Genomic DNA, 16,614 nt, shown 5'->3' on the forward strand with positions numbered 1-16,614 from the left:
GCTGTCGGTAAGGAAGATATGGGGACTTGATTTCCTCTCACCCTCTCTTGACAGAGGAGAGGGTATAGCCTGAAGAATTACTCTTAAACTCTTATGACTATTGACCGAAAATCAAGAAAAATCAACCAGCTTAAAAATAAATCATATTCTCTATAAAAAAATCAGTTGCAATGAAAATTTTGAGCTATATTAAAAATACAGGATTTGAACAAAAACAAATAAGGACAAATCATGGGCTCTATTCTGCTATTATGTGTAGCAGTAACTTTTACCTATTTTCCGCAACTGCCATTGGCGTTTCCACAGGCTCAAGCCATAGTAAAGAATGATGTTCGTTTAATTAGCGAAGCAGCACAGTTTTCGGTGCAAATTAATGATCAATCGTTAAATGACATTCGGTTGATGTTAGCTCATGAAGCTCCTCACTTAAATCCACTCGTGATCAATAAAGTACTTACTTCTTTAAAGTGTGCTATTGAGTATAATGTGGATCATAATAATATCTTAACGATTATTGATTATTCATTACCCTCCAACGAAAAACGGCTGTGGGTATTTGACTTAAACGCAAAAAAATTATTGTTTCATACCTATGTATCCCATGGCATTAAATCCGGTACCTTACTTACCAATTATTTTTCAAACAAATTCAATAGCAAAGCAAGTAGCATCGGAGTTTATCAAACTCAACAAGCTTATTATGGTCGCGATGGTCTTTCATTGCGTTTAGACGGCTTAGACCGTAATTTTAATGATAACGCATCAGGTCGCTCGGTTGTAATGCATTCTGGTTGGTATGTAGAAGAACGCTTTATCAAAAAATATGGAAGACCAGGGCGAAGTTGGGGTTGTCCCGCACTTCCTTTAGAAAATTCTCAAGCAATCATTAATACCATAAAGGATAAGTCTTTACTGGTCATATATTATCCTAGTGATGCCTGGTTCGCTAAATCAAAATTTCTAAATTGTGATAAAAGTTCCGCCCCGCAATATACGAGTAATCCGACGATACAAGTACCTACATCGGCTCCTGATGAACATCGTGATGCAATCTTTTTTGTAGGGAGTGGTTATAAAGGCAAACGTACGGAAACGAATCCTGTTGCAGTTATTTCCGCAGATACTTATCAACGTGTATTTCATACTACAGCGCCGTTATCACGCATGCTGCGTCGGCAAATCAATAATGCAGAATATGTGGCATTAAATGCTGGAGAGTTTAATTACCTGGCGAATCACAATAATCCAAACGATGCTGCTCAAGATGACGGGATTCGTGCTATCCGTTTTGTAATACCCACTCTTAAGGTCGTTCGAGGGGGATATTATGAAACGCAAATGCAAATTGTTGATTTAGGTAAAATCAAACAAGTTAAAGTAAATGGTGATTCTGCTAGGGAAAATATAACGGTTTATTTTGAGGGGAAACCTTCGGTAAATCTAAATGCGTCTAATGCATTTATTCGCTGGGTAGGACTATAGGACCTGTTTCCATTTCTACTATCTTGGCCAAACTGACCTGATTTTCTGCGCTCCGGTGCTCGAAAATCAAGCCATTTTGGCTCAAGCTAGCGAAATGGAAACAGGTATTAATTTAAGCCGACTTCCTGTTCTTTTTTTCACTTTGAATGGGCGTATTATCCGAATCGTCCAACTCAAGCCACATTGCATTTAAAATTGCAAAACAACACGCTAGACCAGTACCCAAAATCCAGGAAAAATACCACATAATAACCTCCTAATAGGCTGTATCTCGATTTTTATTAACGGTATCTTCTGTTATTTTTCCACGCAACACCCGATAGACCCAAGTCGTATAAAGCAGTACCACAGGTAAAAAGATAACCGTTGCTACCAACATAATAAATAAAGTTAAATGGCTTGAAGAGCTATCCCACACCAGCAAACTTTGTTCTGGATTTGATGAAGAGGGCAGTATGAAGGGAAACATACTCACACCCACAGTGGCAATAATTCCAGCAACAGAAAGTGCACTACATATAAAAGCAGTTTTAACATGTTTTGCTGCAAGAAAGGCTAACAAAGCTCCAATTATTCCAACTGCTGGCACCAATAAAGTGATGGGCAGGATTTGGTAATTGGAAAACCAAGCCGTTGCTTGACGAATAACCGTTTTGTAAAGCGGATTGGATGGGCCATCATGAACTAGGGTTCCAGTCACACTGTAACCATCAATACCATAATGAAGCCAGAAACCAGCCCCAATAAAGACCAATAACGTCAATAGTGCAGATATTTTTCCTGCGCTCACGGCGCGTTGTTGTAATTGTCCTTCCGTCTTCAAGTTAAGGAAAAAAGCACCGTGCATAGAAAGCATCAATACCGACAAGATACCACATAATAGTGCAAAGGGGTTCAACAACCCAAAAAAGCTGCCCGTATAAAAAGGTCGTAAATATTCATCATAATGAAAAGGTACGCCTTGTAATACATTTCCTATAGCAACACCAAATATTAATGATGGTACGAAACCACCGACAAATAACGCATAATCCCAAAAAGTACGCCATCGATAATTGGTTAATTTTGAACGGTATTTAAATCCAACCGGGCGTAAAATGAGTGCCAACAAAACCAGGAGCATTGCAAAATAAAAACCCGAGAAAGAGAGGGCATATAAAGCTGGCCAGGCAGCAAAAATTGCACCACCACCTAGAATAAACCAGACTTGATTTCCCTCCCAGGTTGGACCAATGCTATTAATTAAGACACGCCTCTCGATATCTGTTTTAGCAAGCCATGGCAGCCATATGGCAACACCTAGATCAAAACCATCCATGATTGCAAAACCAATGAGTAATACACCGAGCAGAATCCACCATATAATTCGTAATGTTTCATAATCCAATGGCATTTTGAATCTCCTAATGAGCCATATTATCTGGGCCAAGACGGATGTACTTCACCATCAAGAAAATTTCAACTACAGCGAGAATTGTGTAGAAGAGAATAAAACCGGTTATTGAGGTTAATACTTGAGTCGCACTCAAACTAGAGGTACCCATTGCCGTGGGTAAGATATCCTGGACTACCCAAGGTTGCCGTCCGTATTCTGCGACCACCCATCCCAACTCTGCAGCAATCCAAGGTAATGGAAGTGAGAAGAATGCGGCACGCAAGTACCAGCGGGTAGTATGTAATTTACGTTTCATGGACAAGTAAAAACCTGTGGCGAATAAGAGGATGAAGAAGAAGCCACAAGCAACCATTATTCGGAAAGAGAAAAATAAAGGCGTTACTCGAGGTTTCAAATCCTGTGCTGCTTGATTAATTTGCGCCTCAGTTGCGTCAACTACTTTTTCAGTATATTTCTTTAAGAGCAGACCGTAACCTAAATATTTACTGTGTGCAGTAAAATCTGTTTTTGCTTGCACATCGTTAGGATTTTTTTGTAATCGTGTCAACGCTTCATAGGCGAGCATACCTTCTTTGATTCGTTGTTTCCCCTGTTCGATCAATTCAGAAATTCCTTCTAGGGGTTCTGTGAAAGAACGCGTTGCGATAACTCCCAATACGAAGGGAATATCCAATGCATAATTGGTTTTCATAGATTGTTCATCGGGAATACCAAAGACGGTGAGAGGGGCAGGAGCTGCTCCTGTATGCCACATCGCTTCTATTGCTGCGAATTTCATTTTTTGATTTTCATTATCTAGGCGGCCACTTTCATCACCTAATACGACCACCGCTAAAGCTGATGCAAGTCCAAAGCTTGCAGCAACTGTCATTGAACGTTTGGCGAAATTGATATTTCTACCTCGTAATAAAAAGTAAGCGCTAATGGATAAAACAAAAATTGAGCCAGTAACATAACCAGCACTTATGGTATGAACAAATTTGGCTTGTGCCACTGGATTAAACATTACTGCAGCAAAATCAGTTACTTCCATACGCATGGTTTGGAAATTAAATTCAGCGCCAACGGGGTTTTGCATCCAGCCATTGGCAATCAAAATCCACAGCGCAGAAAGATTTGTACCTAAAGCCAATAACCAGGTACAAAACATGTGCTGCACGCGACTTAATCTATCCCAGCCAAAGAAAAACAAACCCACAAAAGTTGCTTCTAGGAAGAACGCCATAAGTCCTTCAATTGCTAATGGGGCACCAAAAACATCGCCAACATAATGAGAGTAATAAGCCCAATTGGTACCAAATTGAAACTCCATGGTTAACCCGGTAGCTACGCCTAAAACAAAATTAATGCCAAAGAGAATCCCCCAATATTTGACCATCTGTCGCCAAATATCGCGACCAGTCATTACATAAATGGTTTCCATGATCGCTAAAATTAACGACAAGCCCAACGTGAGTGGGACAAAAAGAAAATGATAAAGCGCAGTTAGAGCAAACTGTAAACGGGAAAGATCGACCAGGTCACTGCCAGGAATCATTGCTTACCTCACATTGATTATTAATAAAAATCTTTAAATCCCCAGTTTGTTTTAGAAAATACTGGGGATTTTCCTAATTTATTCGTTTTTAGAAGAAAGATATTCTTTTGTTTGTGCCGAACCTAAAAGCCACTGTTCATTGCTTTGATGTGGTTTTTCCACACCCTTAAAGCAAATAATCCATAATAAAATCAATAAGCTAAATTTAATAATTAAGGTGATTAGAATATCACGAGTGAGTGGCTTAATCATGTGCTTTAACCCTCTTTTCTTGACTCAGCATTCCAAATTTTAAAGATTCTGCAATTAATGTAGCTTTTTCAACTATTTCCTCAGCACTCTCTGTAGGCAATTGATTTACCGCTTCTTCCTGAAATAAATTTAGCCAACGGATAAAGTGTGTTTCTCCAATATTGGTAAGTTGTTTTAAGAGGATATGCTTTTGATAGGCATTACCGTGATACTCATTGGTTTTCAACATAATGCTATTCCAAAATTGACACAACAGAGGGATATGTTTATCCCAATCAACTTGTGCCACATCATTAAAAACAGGAGCGAGGATCTCGTCTCTTTGTACTTTTTGGTAAAAATGAGTCACGAGTTTTTCGATAAGAGTTTTATTCAGCTCCGTCATACTACTATCCGCTGATATAAATAGGATAATCATACTTAAGTTCTATTTTAAATACAACTTTAAAATAGTACCAAAATTGATTATTTTTTTCTTGCCTTCATGAACTCAAGCAAGGCCAGTGCATTATTGTGTTTTTCATCTTTAGCAGCGTATAACAAAGTGATGGTTTGACTTTTGGCTTTATCAATAATTGTTTGTAGTGATTCTTCTTTATCTTCGAGTTCCTTTGCATAACGTTTTTGAAATTCTTCCCATTTTTCAGGTTTATGATTAAACCATCGCCTTAATTCGTTACTTGGAGCCGTATCTTTTAACCATAAGTCCACCTCTGCGTCGTCTTTTTTAACTCCACGAGGCCATAATCTATCAACCAATATCCTACATCCATCTGAAGGCTCAGCTTGTTCATAAATACGTTTGATTTTTATTTTATTCATCGAATTCTCTTTTAGTTATTTTGAGTAATGGATAAAGTTCGACTTTGTTTTGAATGATATCTTCTAAACTGAATTGCTCTAAAACGGTAAAGAATGCATTTTGTGCATCAAGGAGTAGCTTTCGTAATTTACATTGGGGGGCGATGCAACAATTTGCTTTATCTTTGTTGAAACACGGTACGAGATCAAAGTGCGGTTCAAGTTGCAAAATCAGAGCTTTCAAATTAATCTCGGCAGGATTTTTAGCCATCATAAGGCCACCATTTTTTCCTCTAATTGTTTTAATAATTCCAAGTTTAGACAAATTATGGATTATTTTTAGTAAATGATTGCGGGAAATATCATACACACAGGCGATATCATGAATAGTGCACGTATTTTGTTTTACTGCGATATAAATCAAAGCACGTAATGAATAGTCAGTAAATTGAGTCAGTTGCATGATTCACTCTAACACTAAAAAAGCCTATTATTTCCTTTAATTAGATGTATTTCAAATGCATATTTCAGGTAGCAAAAAATTGACACCCCTATTATTTTTGAAGCATATATAAGCTATAATTTATTATGGTCATTAGAAAATAGGGAATTATCATGAGCAGAAATATTATGAGTAAAATCATATGCGCTACGGTTTTTGCTCTCGGCCTATTTACTGCTGGGGCAAGTTTTGCTCACGGTGGTTGGCATGGTGGCGGTGGCTGGCATGGTGGTGGTTGGAATGGGGGCTATTACCATGGAGGTTATTACCATGGTGGCGGTTGGCATGGTGGTTATTACGGCGGCTGGGGAGGCGGCTGGTGGGGACCTGGTGTTGTTATTGGGGTTCCTTACTATAATGATGATTACTACTATAACGATTATTGCCAAACTGTTCGGGTATGCAATAGATACGGACATTGTTGGTTACAAGAATCCTGTTATTAAATTAAGAGAGTGATTTTTAACCAACAGATAGGACGGTACGCGACAACATGATCTCGCGATCTCGTGTACCGCCTGAAGATCCTGGTATCTAATTTTTTTAATTTATTCGCAAAGAGCCAACCGACCTTATATGATCAACTCTACGATTTGCCCACCCTATGCTCCTCGAATACATTTAAAATAAATCCCACTATAAAAATTCTGCATCGATAAAAAAGTTTATAGTATCTATTGGTGAAAATTGATACTATTTTGTCTTTTGTGCAGCTTGGTTTTGAGTCAATTATGGATTACACATTAGAATATTTGAAACACGTGGACTGGGAGCGTATTGCTTTTGCTGTATTTTTGATCTTTTTTGGCTATTTTCTTGCAAAGAAAATGAGCCATTTGATTGAAAAAATAATTGAAAGTAGATTTTCAAAACATCATGCCATGTTATCAAGTCGCGTGGTTTATTACGGCCTTTTTTTGCTTTTTTCAGTTTCAGCATTGCATGAACTTGGATTTAAACTGACTATATTGTTAAGCACCGCGGGTTTGTTTACTGTAGCCTTAAGTTTTGCTTCGCAAACTGCTGCATCCAACCTCATTAGTGGAGTTTTTCTTTTATTTGAACGTCCTTTTCAAGTAGGTGATGTCATTTCTATTAAAGACATTAAAGGAACAGTAGAAACAATCGACTGGTTATCAACTAAAATCAAAACCAGTGATAACCGATTGATCCGCATACCTAATGAAGGTTTGATTAAATCAGAAATCACCAACTTAAGTATTTACCCCCAAAAACGAGATGAGATAGTACTTCGAATTGATGCAGTACATGATGTCACCACGATTAAATCATTACTCTATAAAATTTGTGAGGAATGCAGCTACATTCTACCTAAACCCAGTACTCAAATTTTATTATCGCAGATGATTGATAGGGGCGGTGTTGAACTGAAAATCTTGTATTGGTCAAAAAACGATTTGGCTATGGTACGCGACGAAGTCCTTTCTGCGGTTAAAACCACATTTGAACGAGAAGCAATAACTTTTGTGAATGAACGAGTGTTTATGACGCCTGTTCCCTCCTCATCCACACCACTGCCTTTATAGGATCTATTTACCTCCATTAAATTAAAAATGCTTTGATTTTATGTGCTTCGAAACGCTTTATATATGCCGGGTTTCGGTGTTCTCAAATCAGAGCACTTTGACTTAAACCTGAGAACTGTAAAACGGACTCTTGGCCTAGTGAAACGAACTGGAATCATGATCACTTATGCTTTGATCTTTTTTTGGTCATGGCTCGTTTTATTTTGCCTAGATTACAAATCCGAAGCCACTTGCGAGTCACGCATACTAGGTGTATGTTGAATATGAAGGGATTGTAAGTTGGGAGTTGAAATGGAATCAACGATCGAAATTATTGGCTATATTGCCTGCTGTTTGGTTTTGGCGACTTTTTATGTCAAAAAGATTTTGACATTGCGTCTTGTTGCAATCTGCTCTAACGTAGCATTTATTCTTTATGCTCTTGGTAGCACACTTTATCCGATTTTTGTTCTGCATTCTTTATTATTACCTTTGAACTTATATCGGATTTTTGAAATCAAGAGAGGCTCATCGCGTTAATTCTTTTGTCAGTGGATGCGTTAGTTCCTCTTAAAAAAGTAGAATTTATTCAAATAAATGGTTAAGAAAATGTAAATAATAGTTGCAGGAATCAAAAGAGAGATGAGCCATTTGTTATTATGAAAACTTGGATCATTATGACAATGATCGATGGAGAAATATGCCTTATTTAAAATACTCAGATAGTAGCAAATTCATAATTCAAGCCCTATCTCTTGAACCAAACCGTATAGGAATGAAAAAACAGGATGCTGCCCAAAGCAGGCCATTGGATCTCATATCAAATGAGGAATTAACTGCACCAGATAAAACAGCAATTGACTTATTTGATTTGGAAGAAATGATGGAGTTTTTGTTATTTAGCGAGGACTTGGGACAAAATGAAATCACCATCCGTCCTAAGCCTAGTCTTTTATTATATCAAGAAAAGGATGTCCAGGATATTGTGCGGCTTCTAAAACTGCTTTTCGAGCAATTTAAAATTACTTTGGAAAAAAAGGGCGTACCAGTAGATAATTTCACGGTAACTCTTAATAAAAATGAACTTGTTGTGTGCAATAATTTTATTAAGGCACTGATCAGTAATCACTTATTTCCTAAAACAAATATCCCAAATCAACAACTCGAAAATCAGCCCCCTCGTTTAACTCCTTTTACTACAAAGCCGTCACCATCGGTCCGTAAAGATAAGGAAGGAAAAGAAGTTGAAGAGACTGGGGTGGAATATGTATCAGACGAAGTAAGTCGATTTAATCCATCTCCTTTTTCGTTGACTAAATTTTTTGGTTGGGATTCCTAGTCTAAGTGTAGATAAGTAGTTCCCTCATCCGCCCTTAAGGACACCTTCTCCCTGGGGAGAAGGGAAATAATGGGGATAGTCTACTTCGATGCAGAGAACTTCTCTGTGATTGAATTATTTATTTCTCTTTTCATGCTCAAGTAACCATTTTTTACGTGCGATCCCACCACCATAGCCTCCTAGATCACCGCTGGAATTAATGATTCGATGGCAAGGAACAATAATTGCAAGTGAGTTTGCACCATTTGCATTGGCAACAGCCCTGTATGCAGTAGGTTTATCTAATGCTTGTGCTTGTTCCGCATAACTTCTCGTTTCTCCATAGGGAATAAGCGTCAAAGCATGCCACGCCATTTTTTGAAAAGGACTACCTAGCAGATGGGTTGGGGTATTGAATACTTTTAAATTTCCTGAAAAATAAGCTTTGAGCTCTTCTTCAATAGAATGCAGTGGGGACGCCTCTCCGGGGATAATAGCGGCGTTCATTTTTTTTCTCAGACGTTCCACTTCTCGTTCTAGTCCTCTTCTATCGACGAATTCCAAAAGATATAAAGCCTCTTCATCCGCTACTGCAAGCATTGGTCCTAAAGGTGAGTCAAACCAAGAAGCTTTTAAAACAATATGATGCTTGTCTAATTGTGAAGGGGCTGCACCCATAATTTTAGAAAAGGCATCACGAAAACCACTACTGGATTCATATCCCATATTAACTTGCGCTTCAATCACTATTTTACCCTCTCGAATTTGTTTCATGGCAATACCCATTCTTCTTGCACGTGCATAAGCAACAAAGGTTATTCCAAAGCGTTTTTTAAATTGTCTACGTACAGTTGATGTATCAACTCCTAACGCTACAAAGTCTTTGTCTTTCCATCTCTTTTCAGGATTGGCCTCTACCGCCGCAACTAACTTTTGAATTAAATGCGAAGCCTGATTAGGATAGGACAACGGTTGGCAGCGCGCACAGGGTCTATATGAAGCAAGAAGTGCCTCTTGCACCGTATGAAAAAATTCACAATTTTCAAATTTAGGTTTTTTTGCGGGACAAGTTGGTCGACAAAATATGCCAGTCGATTTAACTCCTACAAAAAATATGCCTTCATATTTAGAATTTTTAGCAAGTAATGCTTGGTAATATTCATTCTTTACCGAATTAGATAACATGGATCGCTCAAATCAGTTGTTTCATTTCTTACTATAGCTTTTTTAAAAAAAAGTGCGGCCGAAATTCAGGCATTGAATTAGATGGAAATGACATGATACCACGATATGATATTGACTGATTATTCGCAAGTTCAGGGTTTTCTGTCATGGAGGTGTTTGGCTCAAATTCACTGTAGGTTGGGCCTTGGCGCAACAAAAGCCTAACTTAGCGGGTTGCTACACCTTTTTAAGACCACTAAAACAAATCGGGCTTTTAATTTCTCCTTGAACAGGCAAGGTGATTTGTGTCATGCCACAATGGTCCGTTCTATAAAAGGGAATATTCAAGGATTTCATCCGTGCTAATGTTTTAGCATGTGGAAAATGAAAGCGATTGTCAAAACCTAAAGAAGCTATTGCATAACGGGGAGCAACCTCGAGTAAAAATCGATAAGAAGAGGAGGTTTTACTGCCATGATGTGGAACAATTAAAACATCAGATGCGAGTTCGCCTCCATAAGTTCTTATTAAATAATCTTCGGCTATCTTTTCGATGTCTCCGGTTAAGAGTACTTTTCCAGCCGATGTACTTATTTGTAAAATACAAGAATTGTTATTTTTATTTTTAAAATGAGTGGTGATGGGCAAAAAACGAAAATATATGTTATCCCATCTCCATGGCGGGTAATCATGACATCGCACCCCATGATTATTATAATAAAAAGGCTCATTTACTAATCGTTGTGCTACGAGTACCCCTTTCTCCAGTGAGTTAAGGCCGCCCCGGTGATCTTTATCTGGATGGCTAATAACTACAGCATCAATTTTATTGACTCTTAAAGTTTTAAGATAAGGTAAGATCACCATTTTTCCTAAATCATTTCCTTGGAAAAATCGATCTCCGGTATCATAGATCAGAACATGATTTTGAGTCCTTACGACGACTGCCAGTCCTTGGCCAACATCTAAAACATCAATCACTGCTTCTCCTGGGGATCGTAGCGTTTGATGTGGAAAAACGGCGAGTAGAACCCACAGTGGTGCAATCCATTGAAAGGGCTTAATTGGTAATAAAACCCACATCAACAGTACTCCCATCAGAATAATAACCCATTCCATACCTTGAATGGATCCATTGATATTAATGCTTGCTAAATGCTCAATTAAATTTAATCCTTTAAATAATAAGGCAATCAGTAAGGCCAAAAGTTTCATCAATAAACCAGCAAAACTCCAGGAACAGAATGTCATGGTGATTAATGCTAAGGGGACAATCAGTAGACCAACTAAAGGAATAGCAAATAAGTTCGCAATAAATCCATTTATGGAGCCATAAGCATACCAGTATAGGGTTAAAGGCATGAGGCCAATCAAACAACTTAATTGTATGGCTAAATTTCCTTTATAACCTTTTAATTGCCAGCGTTGTTGAGTTAAAAGCAAACAAGCAACTGCGATGAAGGAAAAATAAAATCCTTGCATGAATACTGCATGAGGCTCAATACATAAAACCCCAAACAAAGCATAACGCCAGACTTGCCAGGTAGAAAAGCGCAATTTTCCTAAGCGATAGAGCGTATAAAAGAAACAACCGATTAATGCCCTTTGTACCGGTGGGGCAAATCCCGCTAAAAACGCATAACATACAGCAGCTAAGAGACCCATAATGCAGGCTACGTAGGGGGCAGGAATCAATAAGCAGCATCGCGCACTTTTACGCCATAACCAGCGAACCAGCCAATAAATCATCCCCGATATCAATGCAATATGCTCTCCAGAGATTCCAAAAAGATGAGTTGTGCCTGTGCGCCTAAATAAATCCCAATTTTCTTGGCTAATATGGCTTGTTAAATTTAAAGTTAAGGCTTCAACAACACCTGCTGTGGATTGATCTGGGGCTAATTGGGTGAGTTGAGTGCTTAAATATTCACGTAATCGAAGCCAACTAAAATTAGAAGGTGATTCAGTAAGCAGTTTATTTTCTTGGGGAAGAATATAACCGGTCCAAAAGATATGCCGTGCTGCAAGTGAGCTCACGTAATCCATGCTTCCAGGATTAAGATAATTGCGTGGCCTTTTCAATTTGACTGTGAATCGCCATCGTTGTCCTGAATGTAACTTGGGGGCATTTTTATACCAGGATAATTGAATTAAACCTTGTGCAGGAAGATGATCGTATTGTTCAAGAGCTAATAAAAATTGGGTTTTGGTAAAATCTTGGGTAGGAATAGATGCAATGGTCCCTTCTATTGTGACCTTGGGTATTACTTCAATAGATCTCTTTTGAAAGGCTACTGCAGAGAACCACTGCGTCATTGGCAGGATGCTCAAATCTTCATGTACTGATGCGTGCACTCCGGTCCCGTGCTTCGAAAGAGGATTAATAGTTGCTATTCCTTTGGGTAAAGCCAAAGATTGGTGCAGCCAAGCGAACACGATCCCTAAAATAAAAAAACCAATTATTGAATATTTGGGACTGAGGTAAAAAATCAGTAAGTTGATTAGGGGTAAGAAGTAATTTGAGGTGTATAGATAAAGAATGCCTAGAAAAAAGCAAAAAATTTCCATTTCATTTTACGTTGGACTTTCCGTTGAGATGGATAGTAGAGAATTGGTTTTTATTTGTAAAGTAAATTTTTTTGAACTTTTTTTCCGCTGGCATAATGTAGCTGTTACTTTTTATTAGGATAACCACCTCAATACCTATCCTAAGAATTTAAGTCGGATTCCAACAAATGGTTTGCGCCGTTCCTGATGAATCTACAGCAGTTTTTGTGTTGGCCTGATCTACAGTCATACTGGCACAGGTCGTATCTTCAGTTTGGCTGCCTATGGGGGTTGCTTTCAGCGTGTAGGATGTTGGACCTAAATTGGTTAGGGTGATGCTGTAAAAGCCTTGTGCGGATCTTTGTGGAAAGGCGGGTAATGAACCGCAAGCCGCATTATAGGAAAAATTTTGAGAATAACAGCGTTCAAGCGTGATCTGATCTTGGGCTAGGGTAGCTATCGCATCAGAACGACGTGATTTCAGCAAGAAACTTACGTAATAAGGATAAGCGATTGTAGCCAGTATGGCCATAATAAGGATCGCCATCATTAATTCGATTAAGGTGAAGCCTTGTCTTCGTGTTTGATTCATTTTTGTATCCTTATTGCAGTTGCCACCACCCTGTTTTTCTTTGAGAAGTATTCGGGTTCAATATAGTCGATTGACTGCCATTAGCTTGGGTAATGAGCAGAACGACATAATTATTTTGATTCGCTACAACAGTTGGTGCATTTGCAAAGTTATTGGATAATTGAATGCCTACAACCCCAGAGTATAAATATTGATTATTGGGAGAGCCACTGGCACTAACACCGGTAATTTGCGGATTAGGAAATGATCCACCTGTCTTGAAATTCAGTTCAAGCAGCATGGAGGAAAAGCTGGTACCGCACGATTGTGGTGGGGTGTTTAATGTGCTGATAAAGGCTCCATTGAATATGGTGGGATTGGTAACAATACGTTGTCCTGAGGTAATCATATCAGTATACCATCCAAATTGATTATTCCAGTTCACTGGAGTGGATGATGCTGTAACAACAGGGACGGATAAACCCGAAGTTGACGTTGAAACTAAATTCAGGGTTTGTTGTTGAAGATTAGTCCGTGTATAAGTAACACTTGATTGCGGTTTATCCAAGACACCATAAATTGTTTGTGTTTGGGTATTGAGCAGGTCAGCGGTCTGGAGTAGTTGTCCAGTACCAAACATAACGAACAACCCGGGGATGCGTGGGTAATTGGGATTAAGGGTTACTACCGGTGCCGTGGTAATGGATTGGGCTGTACCGGAAGAGTTTTTTGCTTGAAACAACAAGCGCACAGTCCAATTGGCAGGATTAGGATCGCTTACATTGACAGACCACATGTTCCCTTGTAAATCTCCTGCATAAACATTAGTAATGGGCACTCCTTGAAAGCCATTCAGGTTGGCCACTGCGACTGAGGATAACCCTTGCGGCGTTGAAGTGCTGCATGAACCCGGCACCGCATTACAAAGATTGATCTTTCTAATCAGTGCGCCTGTTTGTGGATTGATCGCATACAGTATTGCCGTATTATTTGGATTGTTGTAACCATTGCCAAAAAAGACCGCAAAAGTAGCAGGGTTTGCACTGCTCGAACCAATTTGAGCGATTTGAGGTTGGCTATAGCCTAAACCCATATCCGTGTCAGTGAATTCCCAAAGTACCTTTTGTGCCAAATTGCTTTCACTCACAAAATTGATAGGATTGGTAATATCCAATCCAAAAATACTGTTGCCGCCTCCATTTTCACTGCTAACCAGCACAGTATGCCAGCTGCTATCGGAAAATTGCACATCTGCTGATTGAGGTGAGCCATCCACATAAAAACGATGACTTAAGTTGTAAAGAGGACTAGTAAGATAAACAAGATTATTAAATACTCCATTAGGAATAAAAGCAAATACCTCCTGACCATTCACGGCATTAAATGCATGTAACATCCCATCGTTTGCCCCAACATACACCATTGGCGTACGATTCGCTTGTGCTTGGGCAAAGGAAAGATAGCTTGAACTGGTATAAGGTGCTGATGGGGGGCCTACATATAAGACTTGGCTGTCTATGATATCACCAAGAATATGGGAGCGATTTCTAAAGCTTCCACCATTATGGAGCTCCAGGGCTGTATTGCCACGTAAATACTGCAACCTTTGCTGGCCTAATGAATCTGAAGGTTGAAGCGCGGTTTGTTGGCTGGTGCTTATATTAGCCCATTCAAAAGGAACACCGGTATTGGTTGTAGGGTTCCAGGTTGCAATAAATCGGTTGGATGACCATCCTGAACCAGTGACTAGAGTATCGAGTAGAGGTTGGGCATTCCAGTTGGTTGCTCCTGTCGGAATACCTGTTGCTGGATTAAGGGGTAAGGCAACTAAGCTTCCAGTCCAGTCGAGATAGGGGCTATCATTGGATACAAAACTGGCCTTATATTCCACACTGTTTTTACTCAGTTGGGTAGAACTTACTGATGCTGCAGTGGTTGTATAGGAACCATTTTGAATCGAAATCATAATGGAGTTCAGGTCATTAACCAAATCGGTTGAACTGGTAGCAGGGTAATAGTTGGTGGTGCCTCCAGCGACAGCCATTGCCGTCAGTGTAGACGCTGCCTGGGGATTTAATGAGGGGTTTACTCCAGCGCCAAGACCTATTACATAGGTTGGAATTCCATTTTGTTTTAGTGTAGTAATCGTACTTATTGCATCGGTTAAGGCTTGGCAATTGGTACTTTTAAGCGAACCATCAGTATTAAAGGTTGCAGTAATACCATAGCCTGTCGCAGCGGCACTGCCTAGGGGAGGCCATAGTTTGCCACTAAGATCTTGAGTTGGAAGACCATCAGAAATCAAAATAACGTATTTTTTCTGTGGGCAACCATTGCCACTGGTAGTGCCTAATGTGGTGAGGTATGAGTTAGCTTTTGTGAGCAGACCTGCGATTGGTGATTGCACTGCTGCAGATTTAATCTCTTTGGTTGACGAGGAATTTGTCTCAGGTTGTAAATAGGGCGTAAATACACTAATGGCATTGTTGATACTCGTCTGGGTTGGCGTTGTTCCTGCACTAGTCATAGGAACCAAAACGTTTCCTGTTGTAGCAGATTGGCTGCCGTTATATCCAAAACCTCGTTGAACATAAAGCACCTGTGGGGAAAAGGGCACAAATCCCGCGTTGGTTGGGCTTGTACTAAAGCCACCAATATTAGGTAATGATTTGGAGTAAGAAATTAGCACATTGCCACTATTGTAATTGCTAATCGAAAAGTTAGGTGGATAAGGGGTCGCAGGTGAAGGCCCACTGTATGTAAGAAATACTCCTGGGAGTCCAGTGCTTGCATAAAGCACGTCATTAATGGAAGGGAAATCACTTGATGAACCAATTTGCATGTATAAGTTAGAAGATACTACTGAAGAACCATAAAAGCTGGCGATTGAGCTGCAGTTGCTTTGAACGGTTGAGGATGCAGTAGAATAGTTGTAACAGGGATTTTGTACGTAAGTATTACCTGCAACCTGTGTGCTGGTGAATGAAAAATTACTGCTTTGAGGAGACATATAATAAACCCAGGTGTTATAAACTCCGACACCGCTGATACTGTAGGTTTCCAAAGCAAAGTCTGTGGATTCCATGTAGGTGTTGATAATGGCTTGAATGCCCGCTTTTGCCACATTTAATCGGCTGGGGCTATTATCGACCAGCACACCACTTTGACTGACGGTATAGGGCGCTTGCCCACTACTATTTGCTGCTTGTACTGGAGGGGTAAATCCTGTAGGTACGGTATAATTGATAGGGGAGCTGGAATTGCTCAATGAAGTTAAACCTCCAGTAAGAGAGCCGGAGCCCGTCATGATGGCACCGGCCAAGTTCCCATCCATTGATTCGGAATTTCCAATGGCAATTAATATCTGTGGATGAATCGGACTGGCTAAGATCAGTGGGACTTGGGGGATATTCAAGGTAGGTTGGCTCGCTGCAATGGCAAAAGTTGACAGTAAGATTAATAAGAAAATCTTGAGTCCTTTACCAAAATATTTGCTTCGTGCACCGTTCATAATCAAT

The 16,614-nt window shown here is 39.4% G+C and carries 16 protein-coding genes; 5 read left to right on the forward strand and 11 right to left on the reverse strand.

Translation table 11 applies throughout. The features are described from left to right. Positions 1-231: 231 nt before the first annotated feature. A complete protein-coding gene (locus ACF8MK_RS09240; protein ID WP_392536404.1) occupies positions 232-1,482 on the forward strand; it encodes a murein L,D-transpeptidase catalytic domain family protein in 1,251 nt (416 codons plus the stop codon). Between the two features lie 112 nt (positions 1,483-1,594). Here ACF8MK_RS09240 and cydX read toward each other — a convergent pair whose 3' ends face one another. The 7 genes from cydX to ACF8MK_RS09275 all read right to left on the reverse strand — a co-directional run bounded on the left by cydX (position 1,595) and on the right by ACF8MK_RS09275 (position 5,931). Further along, a complete protein-coding gene (gene cydX / locus ACF8MK_RS09245) occupies positions 1,595-1,732 on the reverse strand; it encodes a cytochrome bd-I oxidase subunit CydX (RefSeq protein ID WP_265704576.1) in 138 nt (45 codons plus the stop codon). 6 nt (positions 1,733-1,738) lie between these two features. Next, entirely contained in the window at positions 1,739-2,875 is a 1,137-nt protein-coding gene (gene cydB, locus ACF8MK_RS09250; RefSeq protein WP_392536405.1) for a cytochrome d ubiquinol oxidase subunit II, read from the reverse strand. A 10-nt stretch (positions 2,876-2,885) separates the two neighbouring features. Continuing rightward, the gene (locus tag ACF8MK_RS09255; RefSeq protein WP_265704467.1) at positions 2,886-4,415 is read right to left on the reverse strand and encodes a cytochrome ubiquinol oxidase subunit I; all 1,530 of its coding nucleotides are present in this window, start codon (positions 4,413-4,415) and stop codon (positions 2,886-2,888) included. A 78-nt stretch (positions 4,416-4,493) separates the two neighbouring features. Continuing rightward, entirely contained in the window at positions 4,494-4,667 is a 174-nt protein-coding gene (gene cydP, locus ACF8MK_RS09260; RefSeq protein ID WP_265704468.1) for a cytochrome oxidase putative small subunit CydP, read from the reverse strand. Beyond that, positions 4,660-5,052 (reverse strand): group III truncated hemoglobin, encoded by a 393-nt coding sequence (locus ACF8MK_RS09265; protein WP_392536406.1) that lies wholly within the window; start codon positions 5,050-5,052, stop codon positions 4,660-4,662. The genes cydP and ACF8MK_RS09265 overlap by 8 nt, the downstream gene beginning before the upstream one ends. Positions 5,053-5,132: 80 nt before the next feature. Beyond that, on the reverse strand, positions 5,133-5,489 hold the full coding sequence (locus ACF8MK_RS09270; RefSeq protein WP_265704470.1) for a DUF488 domain-containing protein: 357 nt from the start codon (positions 5,487-5,489) through the stop codon (positions 5,133-5,135). Next, entirely contained in the window at positions 5,482-5,931 is a 450-nt protein-coding gene (locus ACF8MK_RS09275; RefSeq protein ID WP_265704471.1) for an Rrf2 family transcriptional regulator, read from the reverse strand. Before ACF8MK_RS09275 ends, ACF8MK_RS09270 begins: the two co-directional genes overlap by 8 nt. A gap of 152 nt (positions 5,932-6,083) precedes the next feature. On the opposite strand from ACF8MK_RS09275, the gene ACF8MK_RS09280 reads away from it, so the two are divergent. From ACF8MK_RS09280 to ACF8MK_RS09295, 4 genes are all read left to right on the forward strand, one after another. Then, positions 6,084-6,416, forward strand: coding sequence for a hypothetical protein (locus tag ACF8MK_RS09280; protein WP_392536407.1), 333 nt, complete (start codon positions 6,084-6,086; stop codon positions 6,414-6,416). Between the two features lie 285 nt (positions 6,417-6,701). Then, on the forward strand, positions 6,702-7,517 hold the full coding sequence (locus tag ACF8MK_RS09285) for a mechanosensitive ion channel family protein (protein ID WP_265704473.1): 816 nt from the start codon (positions 6,702-6,704) through the stop codon (positions 7,515-7,517). Positions 7,518-7,808: 291 nt separating this feature from the next. Beyond that, positions 7,809-8,036: a hypothetical protein gene (locus ACF8MK_RS09290; protein WP_265704474.1), complete on the forward strand. Its 228-nt coding sequence runs from the start codon at positions 7,809-7,811 to the stop codon at positions 8,034-8,036. A 160-nt stretch (positions 8,037-8,196) separates the two neighbouring features. Then, positions 8,197-8,835: a hypothetical protein gene (locus ACF8MK_RS09295; RefSeq protein WP_392536408.1), complete on the forward strand. Its 639-nt coding sequence runs from the start codon at positions 8,197-8,199 to the stop codon at positions 8,833-8,835. Between the two features lie 114 nt (positions 8,836-8,949). Here the strand turns inward: ACF8MK_RS09295 and ACF8MK_RS09300 are convergent, their stop codons facing one another. From ACF8MK_RS09300 to ACF8MK_RS09315, 4 genes are all read right to left on the reverse strand, one after another. Then, complete coding sequence (locus ACF8MK_RS09300) at positions 8,950-9,999, reverse strand: bifunctional transcriptional activator/DNA repair enzyme AdaA (RefSeq protein ID WP_392536409.1); 1,050 nt, start codon at positions 9,997-9,999, stop codon at positions 8,950-8,952. A gap of 216 nt (positions 10,000-10,215) precedes the next feature. Then, positions 10,216-12,546 carry a DNA internalization-related competence protein ComEC/Rec2 gene (locus ACF8MK_RS09305; protein WP_392536410.1) on the reverse strand — a complete coding sequence of 777 codons (2,331 nt, stop codon included), beginning with the start codon at positions 12,544-12,546 and terminating at the stop codon, positions 10,216-10,218. A 148-nt stretch (positions 12,547-12,694) separates the two neighbouring features. Next, positions 12,695-13,117: a type IV pilin protein gene (locus ACF8MK_RS09310; protein ID WP_392536411.1), complete on the reverse strand. Its 423-nt coding sequence runs from the start codon at positions 13,115-13,117 to the stop codon at positions 12,695-12,697. Positions 13,118-13,127: 10 nt separating this feature from the next. Further along, a complete protein-coding gene (locus tag ACF8MK_RS09315; protein WP_392536412.1) occupies positions 13,128-16,607 on the reverse strand; it encodes a pilus assembly protein in 3,480 nt (1,159 codons plus the stop codon). Between the last annotated feature and the right edge of the window lie 7 nt (positions 16,608-16,614).

Origin of the sequence: Legionella sp. 227 (assembly GCF_043161935.1) — a bacterium.
Lineage (GTDB): Bacteria > Pseudomonadota > Gammaproteobacteria > Legionellales > Legionellaceae > Legionella > Legionella sheltonii.